The sequence below is a fragment of the Legionella quateirensis genome (assembly GCF_001467955.1).
Lineage (GTDB): Bacteria > Pseudomonadota > Gammaproteobacteria > Legionellales > Legionellaceae > Legionella > Legionella quateirensis.
Window position 1 is genome coordinate 148,710 of sequence record NZ_LNYR01000021.1, and the last position, 23,549, is coordinate 172,258.

The following is a 23,549-nucleotide window of genomic DNA, read 5'->3' on the forward strand; positions in this document are numbered from 1 at the left end:
TAACCAACTGATTTTCTTTGGCGCAAGAGCATTGCATTTGGAAAAAGGAAGGTTAGAATCTCAATTCAGCGTTGGAGTTTGAACGTCTTATCTGTGGCTCTACATTTTGCGTACGTTCAAGGGGTAACGATTTAATGCCTCTACTAAATAGGCTTACATCTCCTGCCTTTGAAGTAAATACTCTATCAGTTGATTTTGTCTTATTTTGCGTTCCAGCCGTTCCTTCAATCTGCTCAATTTCGTGCAAATCCGCCTCAATTTCATCGTTTAGAAGATTTATGTTTTCAAGAGACAAATTGAGTGACGGTTCTATTTCAACAAAATCAGATGCAAATTTTACATCAATTTCCAAAGTTCCCACCTGGCTCTTTAAATGATTAATTTCAGATCGTTTTTGTTCTAAAGTATTATCGAATTTCGCCTCTATACTCCCTTGCAATTGAGTTAACCCATCAGTAAATTTATGAGTAAATAACTGAGTCTGCGACAACAAACCTAAAGTAATCAGTATCAAGCTAATAAAGGCTAATGCGATAGCAAAATATAGGGAAGGAAGCACTATTCCTGAAACAATAATAACTGCAGCAACCGCTAAAACAGGCAGTCCCACCATCACCCCGTACACTGCCAATGGTTTTAATATTGTGTAATTGCTCTCAAGACGCTCAAGATCGTGTTCCTGAACCTGTATTTTATTTTTTAAATCACGTATTTTATTATGAATAGTGTATAAAGTGGCATCATTCTGAACTATTTGAAGATATTTATTTTTTGCTTTTTGAATTTTATCACGCTGATTTGTTAAAATTTTTGATAAATTATGTTGTATTTCCTTTATATTTGAAATATTGACATCAAGTTCATCCACCCAATGAGTTAATTCAGACTTTTTTTGTTGGTCTTTTGAAAGTTCAATCTGATTTAATAAATAGTGTTTTAATTTAATCTCTTCTATTAGGGTAATTTTTAATAAGTCTTTTTTGATATGAGTAATCAACTGAGTGGTCTGAAATGGGGCGGGAATTGGAATAATCTCAGTACCAGTCAAATTCAGGAGTGATTTAGAGAGTAGAGACATATTCAGAATAAGATCTAAAAGGTTCTTGGCACTCTTTACAGAATTATGAAATGAGGCATTAGCGTATTGTGTTTTAGCATTCAGGACATCCTCCAATTTACCTAAGGAAGGAAATGGAGATGAAGAATATAAAACTGGATTCATACGCTCCATTAAAAGAACAGGTTCTTTAGACCATTGTAACTCAGTACATAAAGTCAAATCGGACTTAAGTTGAGCCAGAGTCACCTCATTGTTCTGCAAGTCAAAAAATCTTATGCTTGATTGATTTATTGATTCAGGTGATTCTTGTTTAAGGAATTTAAACACATCATCCAAAAAATAAATGTTATTATCATTTGCCTTTAAAAATTTGCTACCTAAATGCGGTGAAGTGGAAGATGTCATTTTTTGAAGGCCGTTATTTGTCTCTATTTCTAACAACCTTGATTTCTGCAAGCGTTTTATAAATTTATAAAAAGACTGGGAATTATTAAAGCGTAGCGGACTTAATATCATCTATAACTCCAGAGTAAAACAGCACTTTTTGCATTACATTAAAGAACTACATAAGTATAAAATGTACAACTTTAATACAATTGTCAAAATAAGTCAAATTTTATTTAGCTTGAGCATGATTGAAACGTAATGCCGATTTATCCATCCAATCGCGCTGGAACGATGAGCATGTTAAAAAACTTCTTTGCGAGCCTGGCGAAGCAATAGGTTTGGAGTAAGGCAGTGGATTACTTCGCTATGCTCGAAAAACGAAGATGGAGCTGTTATTAGGAATTCCATCCACTAAAAATCGACTGTGAACTCAGGAACTGTTTATAACGCTTCAAAATATGATCAGTTAACTCAAAGAATGAATCGAAACAATTTAAATTTGTGACACTCAATTCATCGTTAAATGAAATTAGCGATCATCACAAACGGTATAATATCCATGCTTGTATGGATTAGATCGTCCACGGAACTCATAATCTCGACACTGTTGGCCATGATTATCGGTATAGCGTTGCTGCAATCGAAATACAAAATCGCCGAAATTCATATCTTGCTGCCACTCCTGGGCATCCCTCTGTTTTTGCTCGTTATCCATTTTATTTAAAAATTTACTGAGTTTACTGGTATAACCAGGAGCACAACACATGAAAATTAACAGGATCATCAATATTTTCTTCACGATTTTGATTCTCATATAGTCACAAAAGAAAATATTAAACCATATGTGACAAATAAAATCCAATTATTTGGACAAATAAAAAACAACTTCATTGGACCCTTGTGCCAAGGGTCACCAACTAAACCATCGGACAAATACTTACACCGCAATAGGTGCTTTTATCGCGGGATGAAATTGATAATTCTCAAACTCAAAATCTTCAAACTGGTATTCAAACAAAGACTCTGGTTTCCGTTTAATATTTAAGGAAGGGAGCGGTAAAGGTTCTCTTGCTATTTGAGTGCGTGCTTGTTCCAAATGGTTAAGATATAAATGACAATCGCCGCCTGTCCATACAAAATCACCCACTCCAAGATGGCATTGTTGTGCGACCATGTGAGTTAATAACGCATAAGAAGCGATATTAAAAGGCACGCCTAAAAAGACATCCGCGGAGCGTTGATACAATTGACAGGATAACTTATTATCCGCCACATAAAACTGAAATAAGGCATGGCAAGGCATCAGCGCCATTTTATCCAACTCGCCAACATTCCAGGCACTGACAATTAAACGTCGAGAATCAGGATTGGTTTTAATCTGCTGTACCACTTCACTCAATTGGTCAATAGTCCGACCATCGGCAGTTGGCCAGCTGCGCCATTGTCTGCCATATACAGGACCCAAATCACCATTAGTGTCAGCCCATTCATCCCAAATCGTCACACCATTTTCGTTTAAATAGGCAATATTGGTATCACCTTGCAAAAACCATAATAATTCATGCACTATACTGCGCATATGAAGTTTTTTTGTAGTGACTAAAGGGAAGCCTTGTTGTAAATCAAAACGCATTTGATATCCAAAAACAGACAAAGTACCCGTTCCTGTTCTATCCGTTTTTTCACTACCATGCTGCAAAATATGCTCTAACAACTGTAAATAAGTTCTCATCGTTTAGCCCGCCACCATAACCAAAATCCTAATAATAGCATGGGAATAGATAAAATCTGCCCCATCGTCAACCAGCCAAAGGCTATATAACCCAATTGAGGATCGGGTTGTCGAAAACACTCTGCAATCAAGCGGCACACGGCATAACCCATTAAAAACACCGCAGATACTCGCCCTGTCGGGCGCGGCTTTGATGCATAGCACCATACTAAAATGAATAATCCAACGCCCTCAAGTCCAAACTCATAAATCTCTGATGGATGGCGTGGCTGATTATCTACATGACTGTATACCATAGCCCAAGGAACGTCCGTTACCCGCCCCCAAAGCTCTCCATTTATAAAGTTACCTACTCTTCCAGCTGCTAATCCTACTGGAACCAGAGGAGCGATAAAATCACCTACCTCCAGAAATGTTTTCTTGTATTTATGAGCAAATATCCAGACGGCGATGAATACGCCTATTAAGCCACCATGAAAGGACATTCCTCCTTCCCAAATTTTAAATAATATCCAGGGTTGGTGAATCAATTCCTGTGTATTATAAAAAAGCATATAACCTATTCGTCCACCAAGAATAACACCCAGTGCGCCATAAAATATCAAATCACTAAGCTGATCCGAGGTCCAATTCAGTTTATAGTGCTTTATGCGCCAATATCCCAGTAACCAGGCACTTATAAAACCGATCAGATACATCAATCCGTACCAATGAACTTTTACCGGCCCTAAAGAAAAGGCGACGGGATCAATATTTGGAAATGTGAACATTATTTTTTATATTCCTAGATAAATATCATTTTGATGGCCATTAACATTAATATTACGATAAAACCATACCTTAAGTGTTTCACTGGCAAAACATAATTCAATTTAGCACCAAAAGGTGCGATAAAACTACTGCTTATCCCCACTAATAGCACTGCTGGCCAGTATATATACCCTGTTGTATAAGGAATATCTGCCATTTCATGCTGACCGGTGATTGCCGATACTAAAGCACCTAGCACTCCGACAGTAAGAGTACATAAATTGGACACCGAAGAAATTTTTCGAATGGAGACACCACAATGTTCCAGATAAGGGACGATTAAACCACCACCTCCTATACCCAATGAACCTGAGATCATACCAATTAAATAATTAATTAATCCATTGACCCAATATCCTGGAAATTGTCCTGGCTTTGTTTCATGCTTCTTGGTTAGCATTCTTAAAGTAATAAATAATAAAAAAAAGCCAAATATCATTTTCAACCAACTCGTGGGTACAAAATTGGACGCTATTACTCCGGAAATAACCCCGAGAACCAGACCAGGCCATATCTTGGCGAATACAGACCAAAGGATTTCACCGATTTTATAATGAACCCTCATAGAAGATAAGGAAGCAAATACCATGATAGCTAATGAAGTAGCTGCGGCAACATGCATTATACTATTTTCAGGAATTAAATGATTCAATTGAAAAACTAAAACAAGCCCAGGGACAAGAATGATTCCCCCACCAACACCTAACGCCCCTGACATTAAGCCTGCAAATACACCAATCAAGATATAAACATATCCATATAAAATCATGATTTTCCAGCTCGGATTAAACCCCCTAAACCTTCTTCTTCCAAAGCTTTTTGCAAATGAAATCGTATTTCAGCTGGATGCTCAAACTCCAATACTTCAGCAAGAATCTTGCGGGCATTAGCAATGGCAAAATTCCGAATCACCCACTTTACTCGTGGTAAACTGGCTGAGTTCATACTTAACGTATCAAAACCCATAGCAATTAATAAAATTACAGCCAGAGGATCACTGGCCATTTCGCCACAGATGCTGACTTCGACCCCAGCAGCATGCCCGCCTTCAACCACCTTAAGCAACACTCGCAACATGGCGGGATGCAAGGCATCATATAATCCTGCAACTCGAGCATTATTTCGATCTACTGCCAATAGATATTGAGTCAAATCATTACTGCCGACGGAAATAAAGTCAACTCGCTTGGCCATTTCTCTTGCCAGATAAGCCGCAGCAGGCACCTCTATCATGACGCCCAATTTTGGTTTTTCTATCTCGCATCCTTCCTCTAACAACTCTTCAAAGGCCTGTTCAATCAAATACGTCGCCTCTTCCACTTCACTCAAATTGGTGACCATAGGCAACATAATTCGCAAATTATTCAATTCTTCACTGGCGCGCATCATGGCGCGAACCTGAACCAGAAAAACATCAGGATGATCCAGAGTAATACGAATACCCCGCCATCCCAAATAGGGGTTTTCTTCTTCTACTGGAAAATAGGGGAGCACCTTATCGCCACCGATATCCAAAGTGCGCATGGTTACAGAACGGGGAGCGAAGGCTTTCAGAGTCTGTCTGTAAATAATGGTTTGTTCGTCTTCAGATGGAAAGCGATCACGGCTCATAAAAGGTACTTCAGATCGATACAATCCGACTCCTTCTGCGCCAACGCTCATGGATAAACCTGCATCCATCGCCAAACCCGTATTCACTTGTAGAGAAACGCGATAACTGTCCGTAGTTTCTGCTGGTTTATCTCTTAAACTGACAAGGCTTTGATTTAATTCATGCTCTTCCTGTGCTAACTGTTTAAATTCAGCCAAGATTGCTTTGGACGGAGAGACATAAACATGGCCATAATAACCATCTACAATTAATGCCCGTCGAGAGACCAATTCAACCTTTAAACCACGCAGTCCCATTACGGTTGGAACACCCAAGGCCCGGGCTAAAATGGCTACGTGTGAATTGTTCGAACCTTTTGCAGATACCACCCCAGCCAGTTGCCCCTCAGGAACTTCAGCAAGAGCCGCAGCGGTAACTTCTTCACCAATTAAGACAGTACGTTTTGGATAGACAATTTCTTCTCGTTGAGACCATTGCAATTCAGCCAGTACCCGTCGACCCAAATCTCGGAAATCGCTGGCACGTTCGCGAAGATAATCATCTTCCATGCTTTCAAACTGAGATACATGCTTTTTAATGACTGTCGCCAAAGCGGCCTGAGCACTGATTTTCTCATCACGAATAACATGTTCTACTTCTGCACCCAGGCTGTCTTTGTCCAAAATACGCAAATAGACGTCAAATAAGGCATGTTCTTCTTCAGCAACAGTGGCCTTCATGCGCTTGCTTAACCGTCTCATGTCGTCTCTGGCAGATTCCAGAGCCTCATAAAAAGTGCTCACCTCGTCATCCAATTCCTCCACAGGATTACGAGGAACGGCATCAATATCTGCCTGAGGGTAAACAACTACGGCTGTTCCAATACCAATTCCCGGTACGCTTCCAATTCCAGAGAGCGCGGTCTGATTTACTTCAACCTTGCTCACTGCACCTAACGGTTTAGGCTGGGTCAATTCTGCTAATTCACCGGTTGCCTCTGCATGGGCAATAATTCCGCCAAGTTGCGCAGCCAACGTAATTAAAAAGGATTCCTCGGCATCATCAAAACAACGTTGTTCAACCTGCTGAACAATTAAAACGCCATAGAGTTTCCTGTGTTGGATAATGGGTACACCCAAAAAGGCATTCAGATGTTCTTCGCCTAACAAAGGATTATGATAAAAATCCGGGTGCGTTGGTGCATCTTTCATATTAATCGGCTCTTCACGTCGACCTATTAAACCAATAAGTCCACTATCAAGAGCGATACGCACACGAAATTCAGCCTGTTTATTTAATCCCTCTGTGGCAATTAAAACGTATTCAGCGTGTTTATTATCGATTAGGTAAACGGAAACGGCCTCAGCATTAATGGCTTTATGAATTCGTTGCACCAATATACCAAGAGCCTCGGTTAAATGATGGGCAGCGGTGACGTCTTGAACTATCCGTTTAAGTACTTTTAGCATCTAGGGCCTATGATTACCTCTTTTCCGTTTCATACCGTAAGGTGTACGGCGAATTTTTAATAAGGGTTCCAATTCCTTTAAAGCTTGAATATACACTTGTCTCTTAAAAAAGATAACCTGTTGCTCTGGCTCATGAAAATCAATCCAGCGCCAACTATCAAATTCTGGAGAATCGCTTAAATCCAATCTCACTTTTTGTTCACTGGAAACGAGCTTTAATAAATACCATTTTTGCTTCTGGCCGATAACCAAAGGTTCACTGCCATGCCGCAAGTATTGTTTCGGAAGTCGGTATTTAAGCCAACGCTTGGTTGAACCCATAACTTCTACATCATGCTTATCCAAACCCACTTCTTCATGCAGCTCTCGAAACATCGCCTGTAAAGACGTTTCTCCTGCTGCCAATCCACCTTGTGGAAATTGCCAGGCATCATGCCCGCTCCGTCTACCCCAAAAAACTCTATCCGAACTGTTGACCAGGATAATTCCTACATTCAACCTGTAACCGGCACGATCAATCACCATGATGTCACTGCTTAGACTAAACCGTTAATATCCTGATTTTTCCACAAAGTACAAGACCTTGGCAATTAATTCTGAAAATATTATTGGAGTCCGTAGTCAGAGCGTACATTTTGCACATAAGAATCGCCCCTTTTTTCTTGAAAACTATTAGGATTCGGGTATAGCAGATATAAATTACCACTACCATAATAGGCTGGCTTTTCCTCCGGAACTAAAACGATTTGATGAACTGCAGCCTGCCCCTGAATGTTGCGAATTAAATCGCCTAACTCTACATCAGCGTTCTTTAAAATTGCGAGCTTTAAATGCTCCATTTGATCCTGCATGGTTAATGAAAAAGTAGATAACTCCGTGGTTAAGACAAAAAAATAGTCTTGATTCAAAGACAATGAACCAGCAATCACGTAAGTATAGCTGTAATATCGGGCAACCAGTTCACTAAGCAAACCAATTACAAACGGACTCCAGCCATCACCAAGCCAGGTCTTATCCGGAAAAGCTGTCGTACTTTCAATTAATTTTAATCCTGTACACTTAATCGCTTGGCAAATAACAGCCAAGGCTTTTTGCAATTGATCCGCAAAGGGTTCTTTCCAGGCATTTACTTTGATATGTTGCTCTTTCAGTCTATTTTGAATAGACAATGCGCTCTGATAATATGCTCTTAAGTACTTACTGTAGTCCCCATCGGGTACAGGTCCGGCATAATATTTTTGGGCTAAATCTCTGACCTCAACAAGAAAATCTTCATATTCTTGAGTCTGAACATGTGGGTCTTGCAATAAAGTGCGATAAATTTGCTCCATACCAATACAGATTCTGCAGGCACTCAAGGCAATAGCCAGCTTATTCATGAATTCAACAGTTTCTGGCTTTAAACCCTCTGAATAATTAAATACAAAATAATCGCCATCTTGTTCTAACCCCAGACCTAAGCCACATTCTTGAATGGTTTGGGTAAATTGCACCAAATTATCAAATTTTTTCTGCAAAAATTGATTCATTACAGGTTCCTGCTCTACATTACCGGCTACATAATGTGTCACTTCCAGGATTTTATCTTTATTGGTTTCATTAAAAAAATGATTGGTTATACTCAGTAACATGTTTGCAGTAGCCGTCTTATAATGTTCATGCCTGGCCACTATTGGATCTACCGCTGCTTTTATTTGTTGTTTTAACACTTCCGCGCTTGTTGAATCCCATTTTTGCAGCATCATCATCTCCCTGACATCCACTGGCTTTAATTTCTACATTGCAGCACTAAAGCTGTCAAGTGTTCTAATAGTAAAATACTCAAATTTGTTTTTTTCGCTATCCCTAAGAAAGAGCGATATAATTGAAACAAATAACTTAAATCGATTTCCATGAATAAACGCATATTAATTATCAATACTGGCGGAACCATCAGCAGTGTCAAAACTCCCAATGGCTATGAACCATCACCTGGTTATGTAGAAACAGCCATGGCTCAAATACCCACATTGAAACATAAAGACATGCCCGAATACGTCGTTAAGGAATACCAACCCTTGCTTGACTCCTCCAATATGACCGTCCATGAATGGAATCGTATCGCCAACGATATTGCTCATGAATACGATCACTTCGATGGTTTTGTCGTTTTTCATGGCACCGATACCATGGCTTATACCGCATCTGCTTTGTCGTTCATGCTGGAGCATTTAGGCAAGCCAGTAATCGTAACGGGGTCGCAAATTCCTTTATCCGAAGTACGTAATGATGCCATTGATAACGTCATTACATCTCTATGGTTGTGCGCTCATCAGCCCATCCACGAGGTCTGCATCTATTTTAATCAGCATTTATTGCGTGGTAACCGTTCGCAAAAAATCAGCGCCCAGCGTTTTAATGCCTTTGACTCTCCCAATTTCCCTCACCTGGCGACTATTGGTATAGACATCGAACTGCATCAGCATCTTTTACAAAAACCGCCGCAAAAGCCATTTCGCCTGCAAACCATTACCCCACAATTTATAGCCAACTTTCGATTGTTCCCAGGTTTTGCAACGGATGTTTTAGCCTATATTTTAAATCAACCCTTACGAGGATTGATCCTGGAAACCTATGGCGCAGGAAATGCCCAAAACAATGATCCCCGTTTTTTAAAACTACTTACAGAGGCCTGTGAACGCGGTGTCATCATTATTAACTGCACGCAATGCCAGCAAGGTCATGTAGAAATGAGTCAGTATGCAACGGGACATACTTTAAAACAGGCAGGATTAATCAGCGGCCACGATATGACTCCTGAAGCCGCTCATTGCAAGTTATTGTATTTATTGAGTAAAAAACTCGGTATTCCTCAGGTCAAAGCATTGATGGAAACTGATTTATGCGGAGAATTGCATCATTCTTAACGGTGAAAAAAGAAATAATTAATTTCAAGCACGCGTCAGTACTCCGCATGGCGTAACGTGTCAATAGCCCTATAAAGCAACGCCATCCTGAACATTGCAAGGGATCTCCAAAACCAGACTCAGTACCGCTTCAAGGAGATCCCTCACGATGTTCGGGATGACGTTCCTATGACTAATTGCACATATTGGGTTTAATCCCAATTCTTTCAGCTACTTTCAATTATATCGTTGCTTTACTAATAGCACCTTCATCTAGCTCAGAAGGTCTAAATTCCAACTCGGTCATCTCTTTAACCAAGCTATCTGCTAAATTAAACAGTTTACCAAAACGCCCCTCACTGGGATTAAATAATGTAGTAGGCACTTTAACTGAAAAGATCCCCCCCAAGGACAGAAATGGAATACCAAAACTGGAACTTGATTTTGGAGTGATAATAGACAAATTATCCATGGATAAGTCTTTAAGAGCTTCTTCAGCTCTTTTCCTCCGTTCACTCAATCCATACTCTGGTCGAATTCGCTCGCTTAACGATTGAATTCTTGAAAGAACTGCCGCTTCTTTATCAGTTCGAATCTTTAAATCTATATTATTAGAAGGCTTAAAAATCTCTTCACCTAAATAACCTGCCGCAGTAAAATATATAATATCTTCGGGTGTGTTATAAAATCGATGGTTAATTAACCTTAATTTTCCCGAACTAGCTGACTCAGAACCCTCTGGCTTGTTATATTTATCCAGTTTGGCAAAAAAAGCATTGGTGTGAAAAATTAAATCGCTCATCATTTTCAGGGTTTCACCCTCGTCCCGAGGTTTATCATGTGCTTCTTGTTTGTTTTGAATCTGTACGCGAAAATCCTCTATCAATTTAGTAATGGTTTTAGAGTCGGCCTCATCATCTCCAGTCCCAACAAAGCTGACAATTTTAGTCTCTAGCCCATCAATGATGTATTTTTTCTCTAATGATAATGCTTGATTATAAATACTGGGATGATTCGATTGGTATTCCAATGTACTCGAAATTGAATTTAATTGCTCTTTGATTAATTTTATTAAAACTTTTAGAAATATTGTCATTGCTCTACTCCTTTAACGGCAACTTATTTATTATACTAATCCTGACATCATTAACTTTGAAACAGACTGGTTATTTCAACTCCTATTTATGTAACCTAACCTAGGAAATCACAAATCTCATGAATTTACAAATTATTATTTTAGCTGCAGGGAAAGGCAAAAGAATGTATTCCGATACACCTAAAGTCCTTCATCCGTTAGCGGGTAAAGCAATGCTTGCTCGGGTAGTAGAAACTGCGCAGCAGCTACATCCAGATGCAATCCATATTATTTATGGTCATGGTGGTGAACAAATAAAGAATTCACTCCCTGATTTACCTGTGAATTGGGTTTATCAGGCAGAACAACTGGGCACCGGCCATGCCGTGATGCAAGCTTTGCCTCATATACCACCTCAAGCACAAGTCATTGTGTTATCTGCTGACGTTCCACTCATACAAGTGGATACCCTTCAAGCTCTACTTGAATGCGGCAAATCAACACATTCACATCAATCTGTTCTGGCACTCCTGGTCGCAAACCTCGAAGACCCAAGCGGTCTTGGGCGTATCATTAGAAACAACCAAGGTGAAATTTATGCCATTGTAGAAGAAAAGGATGCAAATGAGCAAGAAAAGAAAATAAAAGAAATATATACGGGCATCTGTTGCGCTAAAGCCGCCGATTTAGAAGTATGGCTTCCGAAATTGGGCAATAATAATGCCCAAGGCGAGTATTATTTAACCGAGATCATCGCTTTGGCAGTACAAAATCAAACCCCTATAACCTCATTAACTGCCCGGAACAATTTTGAAGTCCAGGGTGTTAATAACCGTTTGCAATTACAGCAACTGGAGAGAATATGGCAAAAACGAATTGCTGAACAATTTTTGGAACAAGGTGTTGGGTTGGCAGACGCCAATCGCTTTGACCTGCGTGGTGATCTTGTTTGTGGTAAAGACGTATACATTGACATTAATTGTGTCTTCACAGGCACTGTAGTGCTGGGAGATGGCTGCATTATAGGGCCTAACTGCTGCTTAACGGATGTAACCCTGGGGGCTGGATGTACCGTCTATGCAAACAGTGTACTGGAGGGCTGCCAGATAGCGAATAATTGCGATATTGGACCGTTTGCACGACTTAGAACAGGCACGCAATTAGCAGCAGAGTGTAAAATAGGCAATTTTGTTGAAACTAAAAAAGCCGTATTTGATGAAGGCAGCAAAGCCAGTCATTTAAGTTATCTTGGTGATGTGAACATCGGTAAAAAAGTCAATATTGGAGCAGGGACTATTACTTGTAATTACGATGGGGTAAATAAACATCAAACCGTTATTGAGGATGGTGTTTTTGTTGGCTCTGATACTCAATTGGTTGCGCCTGTTACTGTTGGTAAAAATGCCACTATCGGTGCCGGAAGCACCATTCGCAAAAATGTTCCGCCAGAAGAACTCACTCTAACTGAGTCCAGGCAAAAAACATTGTATGGTTGGAAAAGACCTACGAAAAAAGAACCGTAACGCAGCACATCAGTGCTAAGGTCTCTTTTGCTTTTCAACCCGATAGGCAGTAAAAAACTATAAATAACTTTAGGTTGTGTACCTTCTCAATTTGTTCTGGCAACGTCATCTCGAACGAAGTGAGAGACCTCCTTCAAAGTGGCAGCATAATCACTTGGTGTCACAATCAGGAGATCCCTCGTTTCACTCGGGATGACGGTTGTTTTACTGATGTCAATTAATCCGGTTATCCATCACACGGCAAACGGGCGTAAAATTCTTTTTCAACACGTTACACAACCAAAAAATAAGAGGTAAAGAAATCAGAGTCATCATTAATTTATATTGCCACACGTTAATTGCTAAATTCAAAATCTGTTCATAGGAATAAATACCGCCAAACAACACACTGTAATCAACAAGACACAACAGAGAGCTGGCACAGATATTGGCAATCAAAATTCTTAAAGGACGATTCAGTTCCCATTTTAGGAATTTTAAATAATGCAATAACATGGCATTGCTAAGAAAAGTAACAAATAACGATAAAGATGCAGCAGGTAATCTTCTGGGTAAAATATAATAATAAAATGGATTCAAATTATAAAAGGGCGGCGATGGAAGAGCGACTATTCCCATTAGCAAAGTATCAAATACCAATTGTGCAGCAATCATAGCCAGGGCCAGTTTCAAATTCGCTCTATACCCCCATAGCTCACCAATTACCGTACTGACTATCATCGTTATTGGAAAAAAAATACAACTTGCTGCAAGGATACTGTCTTTCGTAAATGACACAATACGATACTCGCAGGCTAAACACATTAACATGACCGATACAGCAAAACAGAGCAAATAATGATAAACAGGCGAGGATTCATCTGGATTATCATTAATCTGCTCGGATACAGATTGACTCTCATCCAATACAAAAGACAAATAACTCACTCCAATGATCAGCAAAACCAAAGATGAGACCATGAATGAATCAATAAAAATCTGTTTGAAACTATGGGCATGAGGAGCTGAAAATAGCAAATAAAAATCCATAGTAAAAAATCCTACTCCTCCAAATATCGCAAGAATCACGCATTGTTTTGGTGAGTATAAAATGGTGTTCGTTTTAGAACAGAGTAATAAATGCGGCAAATAAAAACTTAAGGCAAAAGAGATTGTGGTTGCAAAAAATTTTTTGGGAATGTCTTCAAATACAATTTGATACACAGGATTATCGTGCATGAACTCCGCTGCGGGCAGATTTACCAGAACATAAACGCCAATACAGTACATGTATAAGGTCATTAAAGAGATGTTCAGCAGGTGACGCTGCTCTTTTAACGTGCAATTTCTTAATGCGAATAAATACAAGCCTGCGATTAAGGGGCAAAGCAAACTGCTAATAGAAAATACCAGTCCCTGAATAATAATTATTTTAAACGATACATTAATTAATAAGATCAGACAGGTAATCACACTGACCGACAGAAACAAGAACCCTGAGGTGTGTTGTGATGACAAGGATTGCTTCATTCTCAGAGTTTTTCCATTATATAACAGCGACCCTATCGTAACGGTCTCAACTGACCATACAGTAATTCATAACCCACTGCATTTACTGATTCCGAGAGGATAACCATAATCTATGTACTATAAAACGATTGCTTTTTATTAAGCTAAGCAGCTCGGCAATATAACACCATAGCCTTTGATATGGCAAGTAGAGCAAATTAAGTAAACTCATCTCCGTTCATTACAGGTCGACTACACCCTAAAAATCCTGCTAAGCTAATCAATACAATTGTAACTGCTCAAAAACCCAGAGAATTTCGTCATCCTGAACGCAGTGAAAGAACTCCAAATGCATGCACCTTGCCAGTTTCTGGAGATCTCTCACTACGTTCGAGATGCCGTTTCCAGGACTTATTGAGACATTACGTAAAATTCCGATATTTGCTAAACATTTTCTAAAGAGAGCATTACATGCGTCATCACAAAAAACATGCATCTTCAAAAACAGGATTATTACCAGGCACTGCAGTTTATGTAGGCGAACATCCACCGAAACCGACTCACATTAGTGTTCATATCTATGATACCCAGAGTTATGAAATGCTCAATAATTTTCATATTGAGAAAATCAATTCGGCTCTTAGTGATGGAAAGCACATCTGGATCGATGTGGCAGGTCTGGGAGACAGTAATAAAATTACCAAAATATGTAGTGAATACAAAATTCACCCCCTGGTTATTGAGGATTTACTCAATACCCGACAAAGACCCAAACTCGATATTATAGAAGATTATCTGTTCATTGTTTTTAAATTATTGGAAACACCATTAGACCAATTGACCTATTCAACAGAACAGTTCAGTTTAATAATCAAACACAATTTGTTAATCACTTTCAGAGAATCCGATAGTTATGACTTATCCCCCATCTACAAACGACTCAACGCGGAACACTCTCTGGTTCGTGAACACGGAAGTGATTATCTGACTTATCTTTTAATGGATTATATCGTTGATGATTATTTCAATTTTGTTGAAGAAACGTCAATTTTATTGGAAAAAATAGAAGATCAATTGATTAAAAAACCTGAAACCATAGAACTACAATCACTATATACCACCAAAAGACGCACCATCACCCTCAGAAAAACTATAGCTCCATTACGCGATATAGTGCATCTCTTGTTAACAGATGATGGTGGACTAATAAACGACCGCTATAATCTTTATTTCCGTGATCTCTATGATCATTGTATTCGGCTAGTAGAGTCTATTGACCTGCATCGTGAAATGTCGGCCAGTATGCTGGATATATACCTCTCTACTTTAAATAATCGAATGAATGAGACCATGAAAATTCTCACCATGTTTGCCAGTATCTTTATCCCATTAACTTTTATCGTTGGGGTCTATGGAATGAATTTCCAATTCATGCCAGAACTGGGGTGGCGCTATGGTTATCCGATGGTCATGACGGGAATGACTGTTTTGGCTGTTTTAATGTTGTATTATTTCAAACGTAAAAAATTATTTTGAAGCAGACTGCCCATTGCATTCTGCTTCAAACGACTAATCCAGGCGCTACATATAGTAGCCTACTGGTTGCACCTCGACTCGTGCATGATCTCCGCGACCTCTTCTAGAAAATAAACTTTCAGCAGATAGAGGTGTATTGGATGGAGTTTTTGCTTGTTTATTGGTAAGTAATTGCTCGGCAGGAATCACTTCCTGATGTTGTGATCGTGTCGAGATAAGTTGTTCTGAAGGCTCACTCGGCGGTAACTCCTGTTCTACTGGAGTAGGCTCCAGTTTTTTCTCTCCGGGTAAATCAACACCATTATGCGGGACCAATACTACTTCGCCCTTAATATTGTTCCGTTCCAACCAGGATTTTAAAGCTTCTACAAATTCCCAAAAATCGTCTTCTTTACTTAACATGATCAAGAATTGAGTTAATTTTTTAGGTATTCCAAATTTAAGATTAATAGCAACAGCCACTGCTTTGGGTGGAACCCATCCTAATGTTGTTTTAGTTTTACTTTCCTTATAGCTCAATATTATTTTGACCGTGTTTAAACTGCCCTGTTGAATTCCATGCCAATACGTTGAAATTATTGGGTCATTAATAAAATCGCGCCAACTCTTAAAAATAGGTGGCGCAGCCCAGGAGAGAGCCATATTAAATGATTTATTAAAGAATCCTGGAGCAGTTTTAATTTCACGCTCTTTATCGCTATTTAATAATTCAGTTCCAAATTTCAGCGCGGGGGATAAAGGTATTAAAGGAGGCGCGCCTTTCACTGGCTTAAAATCAATAGGTATTCTTTTCATTAACCCAGCAAAGATCACATCGGCTATAAAACGACAAACCCGCTCATAAATATTTAAAGGATCGATGATCAAAGTCGCATCTTTATCTTCTACTAGAGGTATGCTCATATGAGCCGCGAGATTAACATGTAATAAAAGCAATAAATGTTTCAAGGTTCTATGAAACAAAAAAGGGGGAAGTCCAACCGTGGATTCAAGTATGTAGTCCATAATCATCGTTGATGCTTCATAGGTCAAACCTAAAGCTAAAACAGACTCCTGCATCATGGCCTTGTGTCGTTCACAACGCTCCGGTGTTACCAGTCGAGTAATATAACGTCCATTAAAAAATATTCTAATTCCTTGGGCTGTTGTTTCTCCTACATAAGGAATAAAACTAATAGCCCAGGCAATTAAATCATTGGCGGCCAGTATAAAAGGTTCTCGTAACATACCTTTTGTTTTTCTCTTGAAATTGCAGTCTAAATCTTTACATAAAGTAGGTGGGGTAACTACCTTATTTGAATTGAACGCAGAAGGCCCCACTGAATCAAGAACGGTAATGCGCATCAAGGATTGCACCCCTTGACGGTAGGTATAGGCTTTAACTCCATAATGCACTAATGTTAATCCCGCTAAAAATGCGGAATAAGGAGCAAGCCAGGGATCAGCTTCATGACCTTCTCGAAAATAGCTTTGAACTGAATTATTTGCATAATTCAGGGCAACTATGGGGAGTACTTCGTTTTTAGCAATATAAGCCATTCCATTAACAATGTTCCTGGCCTGTACATTATTGATTAAGGTTGGAACTGCTTTACGCCAGGCCAGACCTTGTTCCAATACCTGAAAAAATGTGTTTGCTGGGTAGGTAAATAAACTTGTTGTAATTTTTGTTAAGGAAGCATTGTTCCAAACCCACTTAGCTCCATTACTTAATTTAGTACCTACTGACTTAACTCCATCTACTACCGATGACCACCAGCTCATAACGCTCTCCTTGCTACAGCAGAATTTCATTCTAGGGCTAATAAATCAGAAATACCAGAGTTTTAAAAGGACATTATGATGATAATTCAAAAAAAAAAGACTGCCCCACGAAGAAACACTCTATAAAAATCTTTTTCACTTTATAGAGTTCCCGTGGTTAAACAGGAATTAAGAAAGAACCAGGGTCTGTTGACAGTACAACTGCCATTTATGTGCCGCGGCTTGTCACTGAGAAATCACCTCATAATTCTAGCGAGGATAATTATCTACTATTCAGTATAAACGTTCGTCTTTGCGAGCAACGCGAAGCAATCCAGAACACAGCTCCAATAAGGCTCCGTTATGGATTGCTTCGCGTTGCTCGCAAAGACGGGTATTTATAGGACCATTGAGACGTAAATCAATACATTTTCGGTGTTATAAATTATGAGGGGATACATCAGGGCCTGTCTGCGGTACGTGGGCCTTTAAGGATAATTAAAAAAATGAATTATCAACAGACCATAGATGGTGTTAACAATTCACCACTTTATTTTCAACATCCCTCAAATCATTCAAACTGTCTTCTACGACACATTGACTGCGTGTTTTCTGCGTAGTAAATAATCGATTTTGACTTAATAAATGAGATCCCGATTCATCAATCAGCTGTTTATGCCATTGATGCATTGTTTTACTATAAGCTGTTTTGGTTTCAGGAGTTCGCGATAGTTGATTTGCCAAAATTTTAAATGCTTTTTGTTTTGGTGTCCTATCATCACTGATTAAGGGCCATGAACCTTTTGAGTGAATTTCCTGATTTATCGTTTTTCTTACTTTCTGACAGGTAAAAAAATTATCCAGATAATCACTGGGAGTCACACCTTTATTGATGTCCAGTAACCATTTGGTGTAATGAATAATACTCTGCATGTGCCCAAATCGATTCAAAGGCTGCATGTCATGTTCCATACGCTGTACTAGTGCCTCTAAGTCCACATCATTACTTTTTAATTCATTCAAATAGGGAGATAAGTTTCTGAATGAACGGGAAAAAAGGGAGTGCCATGGTTTATTATAGTGATCTAAAGCAGTAATCAAAAACAGCCGAAGGTTGATTTGTTCCTCTTTAGCTGCCAATGATTTTGATACTAAATCCTGTGTGATGTGATCTAGTTCAACCAAAGCTCGTTTATTAAGAATCAGATTACGCTTGGTTGCATCCTGTTTTACTTCTGAACTTAAGGTCAGACGTTGACCTATTTTGGGAATAACAACGGAATGAAGAATCATATCGCGCAGATTTTCATTGGATAAAGTCTCTCCGTTGGAGAATACCATGGTTCCAACTGTCGTTTTTATATTCGTGAACACTTCGTATTCATAGGGGGTCAGTTGAGTTTTCTGCCATTCGTCCCCTTCTCCAAGAGCAGCAATGATTCGATTAACACTGTAAAAAGTATCTCTAAGCCTCAAATTACCGAGTTTAAAAGTTGATGTATGATTATAAATGGTCTTAAAGGCTTTGCTGCGTTCAAGAAATTGCTCTAAATCCGGTTTCACATCCTGGGTATTCTGTTTTTGATACCATGCTAAAAGCATTTTAAAATGCATGAATAACGCATCAGCAGATGACTGATGGGTTGATTGCATGTCTTCCCTGACTTCATCGGGACCACCAGGCTGGATGGATGTTTGAACGTTAAAGAGTTCAAAAATGGGCGCTGAAATTTCTTCATCCATCAACGCAGTATCACCAGCAAAATAAATATCGCTGCTCATTGATGGTGCCTGCAGTACATAACCATTAAACGCAGAGCGATGGGCATCAGTTAAACCCCTGCCCGACCAATGCCTCGTAGGCACAGCCGTAATACGTAAAATTTCCTGATTTTTTTCTAAAATAGTAGCCTGTTCCCACCATTTAAGTTCCACGATCCGTTTAAAACCAAGGCGATTAAATAATGCAAAATCTCCTTCAGGAATCACGATCAATGGTTGTTGATTCACTAATCGTTTAAGTGTTTGGGTATCAACATGATCACGGTGATTATGAGAAATAATAATCACATCAACTTTGGGTAACATACTTTCATCCTGATTATTAACCGGGTTGGCAACCTTCGTCATACGCGGATAAAAAAGGGGATTTAAATCGCCTTCAACAGGATCTGTTAAAACAGTTAATGCGTTGTGTTCTGTAGGGATGGCAATCAAATTGGTAGCATGGCCATCAAAAAAATAACTGGCTTCCGCGGGCTGAAATGGATCAATAGCGAAGTCGTTCGCATAAATATCGGTGTGAATATAATCATGTTCTTCGTAGGGAGCATTTTCAAAGACGTAAATGCCTATAGTCGCCAACAACCGGTGAATAAATCCTTTAAGGCGCTCCCATTGTGTGGATATAAAGATTCGTAGCGCTTCGGTACCGTGTTGATGAGCCAAGTGATCGTCAGGTGAGGTATAAAGACCTGTACGTGGATCAAAATCTATGGAAACAAGATGATTATGCTGGCGCAAACTATTCTCTGTATCTGTCTGATACATTTTGGCAAAGGTAAGTTCTTTGCGTTTTAGCAGGTCTGGAATAGTTAAATTGAGATGTTCAATCAATCCATTTGGATTTAAATGAATGAATTTCAGTAATACTATAGGTAAATGAGGAGTATATTGCCTCTCATTTGATGCAGTCTGCAAATCCTGTGCAACACTGTTGATCAGGTTTTGTAACAAGTCTTTTAGTTTATGCGTCGTTCTGGATTTAAAAAACCAGTTAAGAGATAACTTTGCTTCTGAAGAACACTCAATAAAATCAATTGAAATACCCGAATGAGCTATTAAAAAATTCAGTTGCTCTATTGCTCTTTTTTCTACCCGACTAACGCTCATAACATGCCATAGCTGACTAAAAGTCGTACAATTATGCCATATTGTCAAATTTTATACAACATGAACCAATAGGAAACGATATGCTAGGATATATTTTTATCTTTATATTCACACAGATCATAAATAGGACAAATGCTGCATTGAGGATTACGGGCAGTACAGATGTAGCGACCATGTAAAATCAGCCAATGGTGTGCATCATGTAAGAACTCAGGATCAATATTTTTTAATAACCCCAATTCTACTGCCAAAGGAGTTTTACCCTTAGCCAAACCAGTTCGATTCGCTACTCTGAATATATGCGTATCTACTGCCATGGTCGGTTGTCCAAAAGCAGTATTAAGCACCACATTGGCGGTCTTACGACCCACTCCAGGTAATGACTCCAAGGCTTCTCGCTGATTTGGCACTTCACCTTGATATTGATTGATGAGTATGTCACAAGTTTTGATTATATTCTGCGCTTTACTGTTATATAACCCTATGGATTTGATATAACTTTTCAATTGCTCCAAGCCTAAATCAAAAATGGCCTGCGGCGTATTGGCCACAGAATATAACTGTTCTGTCGCTTTGTTCACGCTCACATCAGTCGCTTGGGCTGAAAGAATCACGGCAATTAATAATTCAAAGGGAGAATGATAATTCAGTTCTGTTGTTGGATGAGGATTTAAACTGCGAAAACGTTCAAAAATTTCACGTCGTTTTTGTTTATTCATCACATTCTTTTCGCTTTAACACGAGCCAGGGCCTGTTGAATATAATCCTGTTTCGCCTGAACATCATCCATACGATCCTTTGATTGCATAGCTAATTGGCGTTTTTCTCTGTACATTTGTTGCTGTTCATGCTCTTCTCGCAACAAACGTGCTTGCCGGGCATTATATCGATCCCGAGCTAAATCCTTATTGTATGCAGGCTCTTCCAACGGCATCATTTCAATACAGTCCACAGGACAGGGTTCAACACATAATCCACATCCTGTACATTCATGAGTAATCACCGCGTGCATTAATTTGCCACTACCAATAATTGCATCTACCGGACAAGCCTTGATGCATTTAGTGCAGCCAATACATTCTGCCTCACGAATCACCGCAACAGAAGGTTGGCGTGTACGTTCAATAGCCTCACCTAAATAAGGAGCAGGATCAACACGCAACAACGCGCCTAGTGCCTTGACTGTTTCGACACCTCCCGGGGGACATTTATTAATCAGAGCAGTGCCTTGGACCAAAGCTTCAGCATAAGGCATACACCCAGGATAATTGCACTCACCGCATTGCGTTTGTGGTAAAAGCGCATCAACCTCCTTTACTGTTGCCATCATTTCACCTTCATGCCTGGAAGCGCTCCTGCGTCGGGTTGTAATAAGAAAATCCCTTTACCATCACCTGCTGCCAAAACCATCCCTTCTGAAACACCAAACCGCATGGTTCGTGGTGCTAAATTAGCAACCATAACCGTCAATCGCCCAACTAAATCTTCGGGGTTATAAGCACTTTTTATCCCTGCAAAAACTTGTTTCTGGCAATCACCCAGATCAAGTTTCAAACACAGTAATTTATCTGCACCTTCAACAGGCTCTGCTGAGATTATTTTGGCTATCCGCAGATCTACTTTAGCAAACTCATCAATACTGATCGTATTCTCTTCCGCCACCTGCTTTTGTTCAACGACTGGTGTAGTCATCAAAGACTCCTTATTTTGCGCAAACATAGCGTCAATTTTTTCTTTCTCTACTCGAACCATCAATGGCTGGAACGTATTGATCCGATGATCCAATAATGGCTGATTAATGGATTCCCAGGTCAATGCGTCACAATTTAAAAACTGTTCTGCGGCCTGTGCCATCATCGGTACTACTGGTTTTAAATAAGTGATTAAAATACGGAACAAATTAATACCCATGGTGCAAATCGCGTGAACTTCCGACAAACGATCGTCTTCTTTAGCTAAAACCCAGGGTTTATTTGCATCAATGTATTGGTTGACTTTATCCGCGCAATCCATAATCTGTCTGATGGCACGTGCGTAATCTCTGGCAACAAAAGAATCAATCACTGACTCTCTGACTGCGACCAAATCGGCATATAACTGAGGTTCAGCCAAAGAATGACTTAAACAGTTATCAAAACGTTTATTGATAAACCCTGCACAACGGCTTGCAATATTGACCACTTTGCCGACCAAATCTGCATTGACTCTGTTAGTAAAATCATCAAAATTCAAATCCAGATCATCAACTCGTCCATTCAACTTTGCAGCAAAATAATACCGTAAATATTCGGGATGCAAATGCGTAAGATAAGTGCGGGCTTCCAGGAATGTTCCACGAGACTTGGACATTTTCTGTCCATCAACGGTTAAAAATCCATGTGTATAAACCGCTGTAGGCATACGGTGACCACTGGCAGCCAACATGGCGGGCCAGAACAGGGCATGAAAATAAACAATGTCCTTACCCACAAAATGATATAATTCGGTCTTAGAGTCTTTATCCCAGAACTCGTCAAAGGAAACACCTTGCTCATCACAATATTTTTTAAAACTGGCCATATATCCTATAGGCGCATCCAGCCAAACATAAAAATACTTATCTTGAGTTCCCGGGATAGGAAAGCCAAAATAAGGCGCGTCACGAGAGATATCCCATTGTTTTAAGCCAGCTGCAAACCATTCTTCCAGCTTATTGGCTACCTCTGTCTGCAAATGCCCATTAGCAGTCCAATCTTTTAATAGTGTTTCATATTTCGGCAAATCAAAAAAATAATGTTCTGAATCTTTTTCTATTGGTTTTGCACCGGAAATAGCCGATACGGCATCAATCAAATCGGTTGGGGAGTAGGTTGCACCACACACTTCACAGTTATCGCCATATTGATCCAGGGCACCGCATTTAGGACAAGTGCCTTTAACATAACGATCAGGTAAAAACATTTTTTTCTCAGGATCAAAAGCCTGACGAATCGTTTTTTTTATAATATCACCGCCGGCCTGTAGCTGTTCATAAATGGCTGAAGCCAGCATTTGATTTTCAGGAGAATGAGTGGTGTGATAACAATCGTAATCTATAGCAAAGGCTTTAAAATCGCGTTCATGACTTAACTTGATCTGGGCAGTCAATTCCTCTGGGGTAATGCCCATTTGCTCCGCTTTAAGCATGATAGGAGTCCCATGTGCATCATCGCCACAGACACTGATACACTGAACACCCAGCATTTTATGGGTACGCACCCAAATATCCGTTTGAATATGCTCTACCAAATGACCCAGATGTAAATGTCCATTAGCATAAGGAAGAGCGCTGGTCACCAGCATTTTGCGTTGTGTTAGCATAGATATAGAATACTCATAA

The 23,549-nt window shown here is 39.5% G+C and carries 18 protein-coding genes; 3 read left to right on the top strand and 15 right to left on the bottom strand.

Translation table 11 applies throughout. From position 1 onward, the window contains the following. Nucleotides 1–52: 52 nt before the first annotated feature. The 8 genes from Lqua_RS08715 to Lqua_RS08750 form a co-directional block, all read right to left on the bottom strand. The gene (locus tag Lqua_RS08715; RefSeq protein WP_058473892.1) at nucleotides 53–1,576 is read right to left on the bottom strand and encodes a hypothetical protein; all 1,524 of its coding nucleotides are present in this window, start codon (nucleotides 1,574–1,576) and stop codon (nucleotides 53–55) included. 400 nt (nucleotides 1,577–1,976) lie between these two features. After that, on the bottom strand, nucleotides 1,977–2,231 hold the full coding sequence (locus Lqua_RS08720) for a hypothetical protein (protein WP_420798057.1): 255 nt from the start codon (nucleotides 2,229–2,231) through the stop codon (nucleotides 1,977–1,979). 153 nt (nucleotides 2,232–2,384) lie between these two features. Further along, nucleotides 2,385–3,179, bottom strand: coding sequence for a thymidylate synthase (gene thyA, locus Lqua_RS08725; RefSeq protein WP_058473893.1), 795 nt, complete (start codon nucleotides 3,177–3,179; stop codon nucleotides 2,385–2,387). Next, nucleotides 3,176–3,949, bottom strand: coding sequence for a prolipoprotein diacylglyceryl transferase (lgt, locus tag Lqua_RS08730; protein WP_058473894.1), 774 nt, complete (start codon nucleotides 3,947–3,949; stop codon nucleotides 3,176–3,178). Before lgt ends, thyA begins: the two co-directional genes overlap by 4 nt. A gap of 14 nt (nucleotides 3,950–3,963) precedes the next feature. Further along, nucleotides 3,964–4,758, bottom strand: coding sequence for a sulfite exporter TauE/SafE family protein (locus Lqua_RS08735; RefSeq protein ID WP_058473895.1), 795 nt, complete (start codon nucleotides 4,756–4,758; stop codon nucleotides 3,964–3,966). Next, nucleotides 4,755–7,049 (bottom strand): phosphoenolpyruvate--protein phosphotransferase, encoded by a 2,295-nt coding sequence (gene ptsP, locus Lqua_RS08740; protein WP_058473896.1) that lies wholly within the window; start codon nucleotides 7,047–7,049, stop codon nucleotides 4,755–4,757. Before ptsP ends, Lqua_RS08735 begins: the two co-directional genes overlap by 4 nt. Continuing rightward, complete coding sequence (locus Lqua_RS08745; RefSeq protein WP_058473897.1) at nucleotides 7,050–7,574, bottom strand: RNA pyrophosphohydrolase; 525 nt, start codon at nucleotides 7,572–7,574, stop codon at nucleotides 7,050–7,052. An 80-nt stretch (nucleotides 7,575–7,654) separates the two neighbouring features. Further along, nucleotides 7,655–8,797, bottom strand: a complete 1,143-nt coding sequence (locus Lqua_RS08750; protein WP_147279772.1) for a hypothetical protein — start codon at nucleotides 8,795–8,797, stop codon at nucleotides 7,655–7,657. A gap of 144 nt (nucleotides 8,798–8,941) precedes the next feature. Between Lqua_RS08750 and ansA the strand changes: the two genes are divergently transcribed. Beyond that, nucleotides 8,942–9,955, top strand: a complete 1,014-nt coding sequence (ansA, locus tag Lqua_RS08755) for an asparaginase (RefSeq protein WP_058473899.1) — start codon at nucleotides 8,942–8,944, stop codon at nucleotides 9,953–9,955. 220 nt (nucleotides 9,956–10,175) lie between these two features. Here the strand turns inward: ansA and Lqua_RS08760 are convergent, their stop codons facing one another. Beyond that, nucleotides 10,176–11,030 carry a hypothetical protein gene (locus tag Lqua_RS08760; protein WP_058473900.1) on the bottom strand — a complete coding sequence of 285 codons (855 nt, stop codon included), beginning with the start codon at nucleotides 11,028–11,030 and terminating at the stop codon, nucleotides 10,176–10,178. A 119-nt stretch (nucleotides 11,031–11,149) separates the two neighbouring features. Between Lqua_RS08760 and glmU the strand changes: the two genes are divergently transcribed. Then, entirely contained in the window at nucleotides 11,150–12,532 is a 1,383-nt protein-coding gene (gene glmU / locus Lqua_RS08765; protein ID WP_058473901.1) for a bifunctional UDP-N-acetylglucosamine diphosphorylase/glucosamine-1-phosphate N-acetyltransferase GlmU, read from the top strand. A 213-nt stretch (nucleotides 12,533–12,745) separates the two neighbouring features. Here the strand turns inward: glmU and Lqua_RS08770 are convergent, their stop codons facing one another. Next, nucleotides 12,746–14,041 (bottom strand): VUT family protein, encoded by a 1,296-nt coding sequence (locus tag Lqua_RS08770; RefSeq protein WP_058473902.1) that lies wholly within the window; start codon nucleotides 14,039–14,041, stop codon nucleotides 12,746–12,748. A gap of 450 nt (nucleotides 14,042–14,491) precedes the next feature. Here Lqua_RS08770 and corA point away from each other — a divergent pair, with 450 nt between their 5' ends. Beyond that, a complete protein-coding gene (gene corA / locus Lqua_RS08775) occupies nucleotides 14,492–15,556 on the top strand; it encodes a magnesium/cobalt transporter CorA (protein WP_058473903.1) in 1,065 nt (354 codons plus the stop codon). A gap of 45 nt (nucleotides 15,557–15,601) precedes the next feature. Here corA and Lqua_RS08780 read toward each other — a convergent pair whose 3' ends face one another. The 5 genes from Lqua_RS08780 to metG all read right to left on the bottom strand — a co-directional run bounded on the left by Lqua_RS08780 (nucleotide 15,602) and on the right by metG (nucleotide 23,530). Then, on the bottom strand, nucleotides 15,602–17,320 hold the full coding sequence (locus Lqua_RS08780) for a hypothetical protein (RefSeq protein WP_058473904.1): 1,719 nt from the start codon (nucleotides 17,318–17,320) through the stop codon (nucleotides 15,602–15,604). 513 nt (nucleotides 17,321–17,833) lie between these two features. Continuing rightward, nucleotides 17,834–20,191 carry an MBL fold metallo-hydrolase gene (locus tag Lqua_RS08785; RefSeq protein ID WP_058473905.1) on the bottom strand — a complete coding sequence of 786 codons (2,358 nt, stop codon included), beginning with the start codon at nucleotides 20,189–20,191 and terminating at the stop codon, nucleotides 17,834–17,836. Between the two features lie 83 nt (nucleotides 20,192–20,274). Further along, on the bottom strand, nucleotides 20,275–20,910 hold the full coding sequence (gene nth / locus Lqua_RS08790; RefSeq protein ID WP_058473906.1) for an endonuclease III: 636 nt from the start codon (nucleotides 20,908–20,910) through the stop codon (nucleotides 20,275–20,277). Then, nucleotides 20,910–21,518: an RnfABCDGE type electron transport complex subunit B gene (locus Lqua_RS08795; RefSeq protein WP_058473907.1), complete on the bottom strand. Its 609-nt coding sequence runs from the start codon at nucleotides 21,516–21,518 to the stop codon at nucleotides 20,910–20,912. Before Lqua_RS08795 ends, nth begins: the two co-directional genes overlap by 1 nt. Further along, nucleotides 21,518–23,530 (bottom strand): methionine--tRNA ligase, encoded by a 2,013-nt coding sequence (gene metG, locus Lqua_RS08800; RefSeq protein WP_058473908.1) that lies wholly within the window; start codon nucleotides 23,528–23,530, stop codon nucleotides 21,518–21,520. The genes Lqua_RS08795 and metG overlap by 1 nt, the downstream gene beginning before the upstream one ends. Nucleotides 23,531–23,549: the final 19 nt, after the last annotated feature.

Excerpts from the sequence above, each read along its gene's own strand:
- Lqua_RS08780 (WP_058473904.1), bottom strand. The coding sequence starts at position 17,320 with ATGAGCTGGTGGTCATCGGTAGTAGATGGAGTTAAGTCAGTAGGTACT.
- Lqua_RS08770 (WP_058473902.1), bottom strand. The coding sequence starts at position 14,041 with ATGAAGCAATCCTTGTCATCACAACACACCTCAGGGTTCTTGTTTCTG.
- Lqua_RS08785 (WP_058473905.1), bottom strand. The coding sequence starts at position 20,191 with ATGAGCGTTAGTCGGGTAGAAAAAAGAGCAATAGAGCAACTGAATTTT.
- Lqua_RS08735 (WP_058473895.1), bottom strand. The coding sequence starts at position 4,758 with ATGATTTTATATGGATATGTTTATATCTTGATTGGTGTATTTGCAGGC.
- Lqua_RS08795 (WP_058473907.1), bottom strand. The coding sequence starts at position 21,518 with ATGGCAACAGTAAAGGAGGTTGATGCGCTTTTACCACAAACGCAATGC.
- thyA (WP_058473893.1), bottom strand. The coding sequence starts at position 3,179 with ATGAGAACTTATTTACAGTTGTTAGAGCATATTTTGCAGCATGGTAGT.
- Lqua_RS08745 (WP_058473897.1), bottom strand. The coding sequence starts at position 7,574 with ATGGTGATTGATCGTGCCGGTTACAGGTTGAATGTAGGAATTATCCTG.
- corA (WP_058473903.1), top strand. The coding sequence starts at position 14,492 with ATGCGTCATCACAAAAAACATGCATCTTCAAAAACAGGATTATTACCA.
- Lqua_RS08750 (WP_147279772.1), bottom strand. The coding sequence starts at position 8,797 with ATGATGATGCTGCAAAAATGGGATTCAACAAGCGCGGAAGTGTTAAAA.
- nth (WP_058473906.1), bottom strand. The coding sequence starts at position 20,910 with ATGAATAAACAAAAACGACGTGAAATTTTTGAACGTTTTCGCAGTTTA.
- lgt (WP_058473894.1), bottom strand. The coding sequence starts at position 3,949 with ATGTTCACATTTCCAAATATTGATCCCGTCGCCTTTTCTTTAGGGCCG.
- Lqua_RS08760 (WP_058473900.1), bottom strand. The coding sequence starts at position 11,030 with ATGACAATATTTCTAAAAGTTTTAATAAAATTAATCAAAGAGCAATTA.
- Lqua_RS08715 (WP_058473892.1), bottom strand. The coding sequence starts at position 1,576 with ATGATATTAAGTCCGCTACGCTTTAATAATTCCCAGTCTTTTTATAAA.
- glmU (WP_058473901.1), top strand. The coding sequence starts at position 11,150 with ATGAATTTACAAATTATTATTTTAGCTGCAGGGAAAGGCAAAAGAATG.
- ptsP (WP_058473896.1), bottom strand. The coding sequence starts at position 7,049 with ATGCTAAAAGTACTTAAACGGATAGTTCAAGACGTCACCGCTGCCCAT.
- Lqua_RS08720 (WP_420798057.1), bottom strand. The coding sequence starts at position 2,231 with ATGATCCTGTTAATTTTCATGTGTTGTGCTCCTGGTTATACCAGTAAA.
- metG (WP_058473908.1), bottom strand. The coding sequence starts at position 23,530 with ATGCTAACACAACGCAAAATGCTGGTGACCAGCGCTCTTCCTTATGCT.
- ansA (WP_058473899.1), top strand. The coding sequence starts at position 8,942 with ATGAATAAACGCATATTAATTATCAATACTGGCGGAACCATCAGCAGT.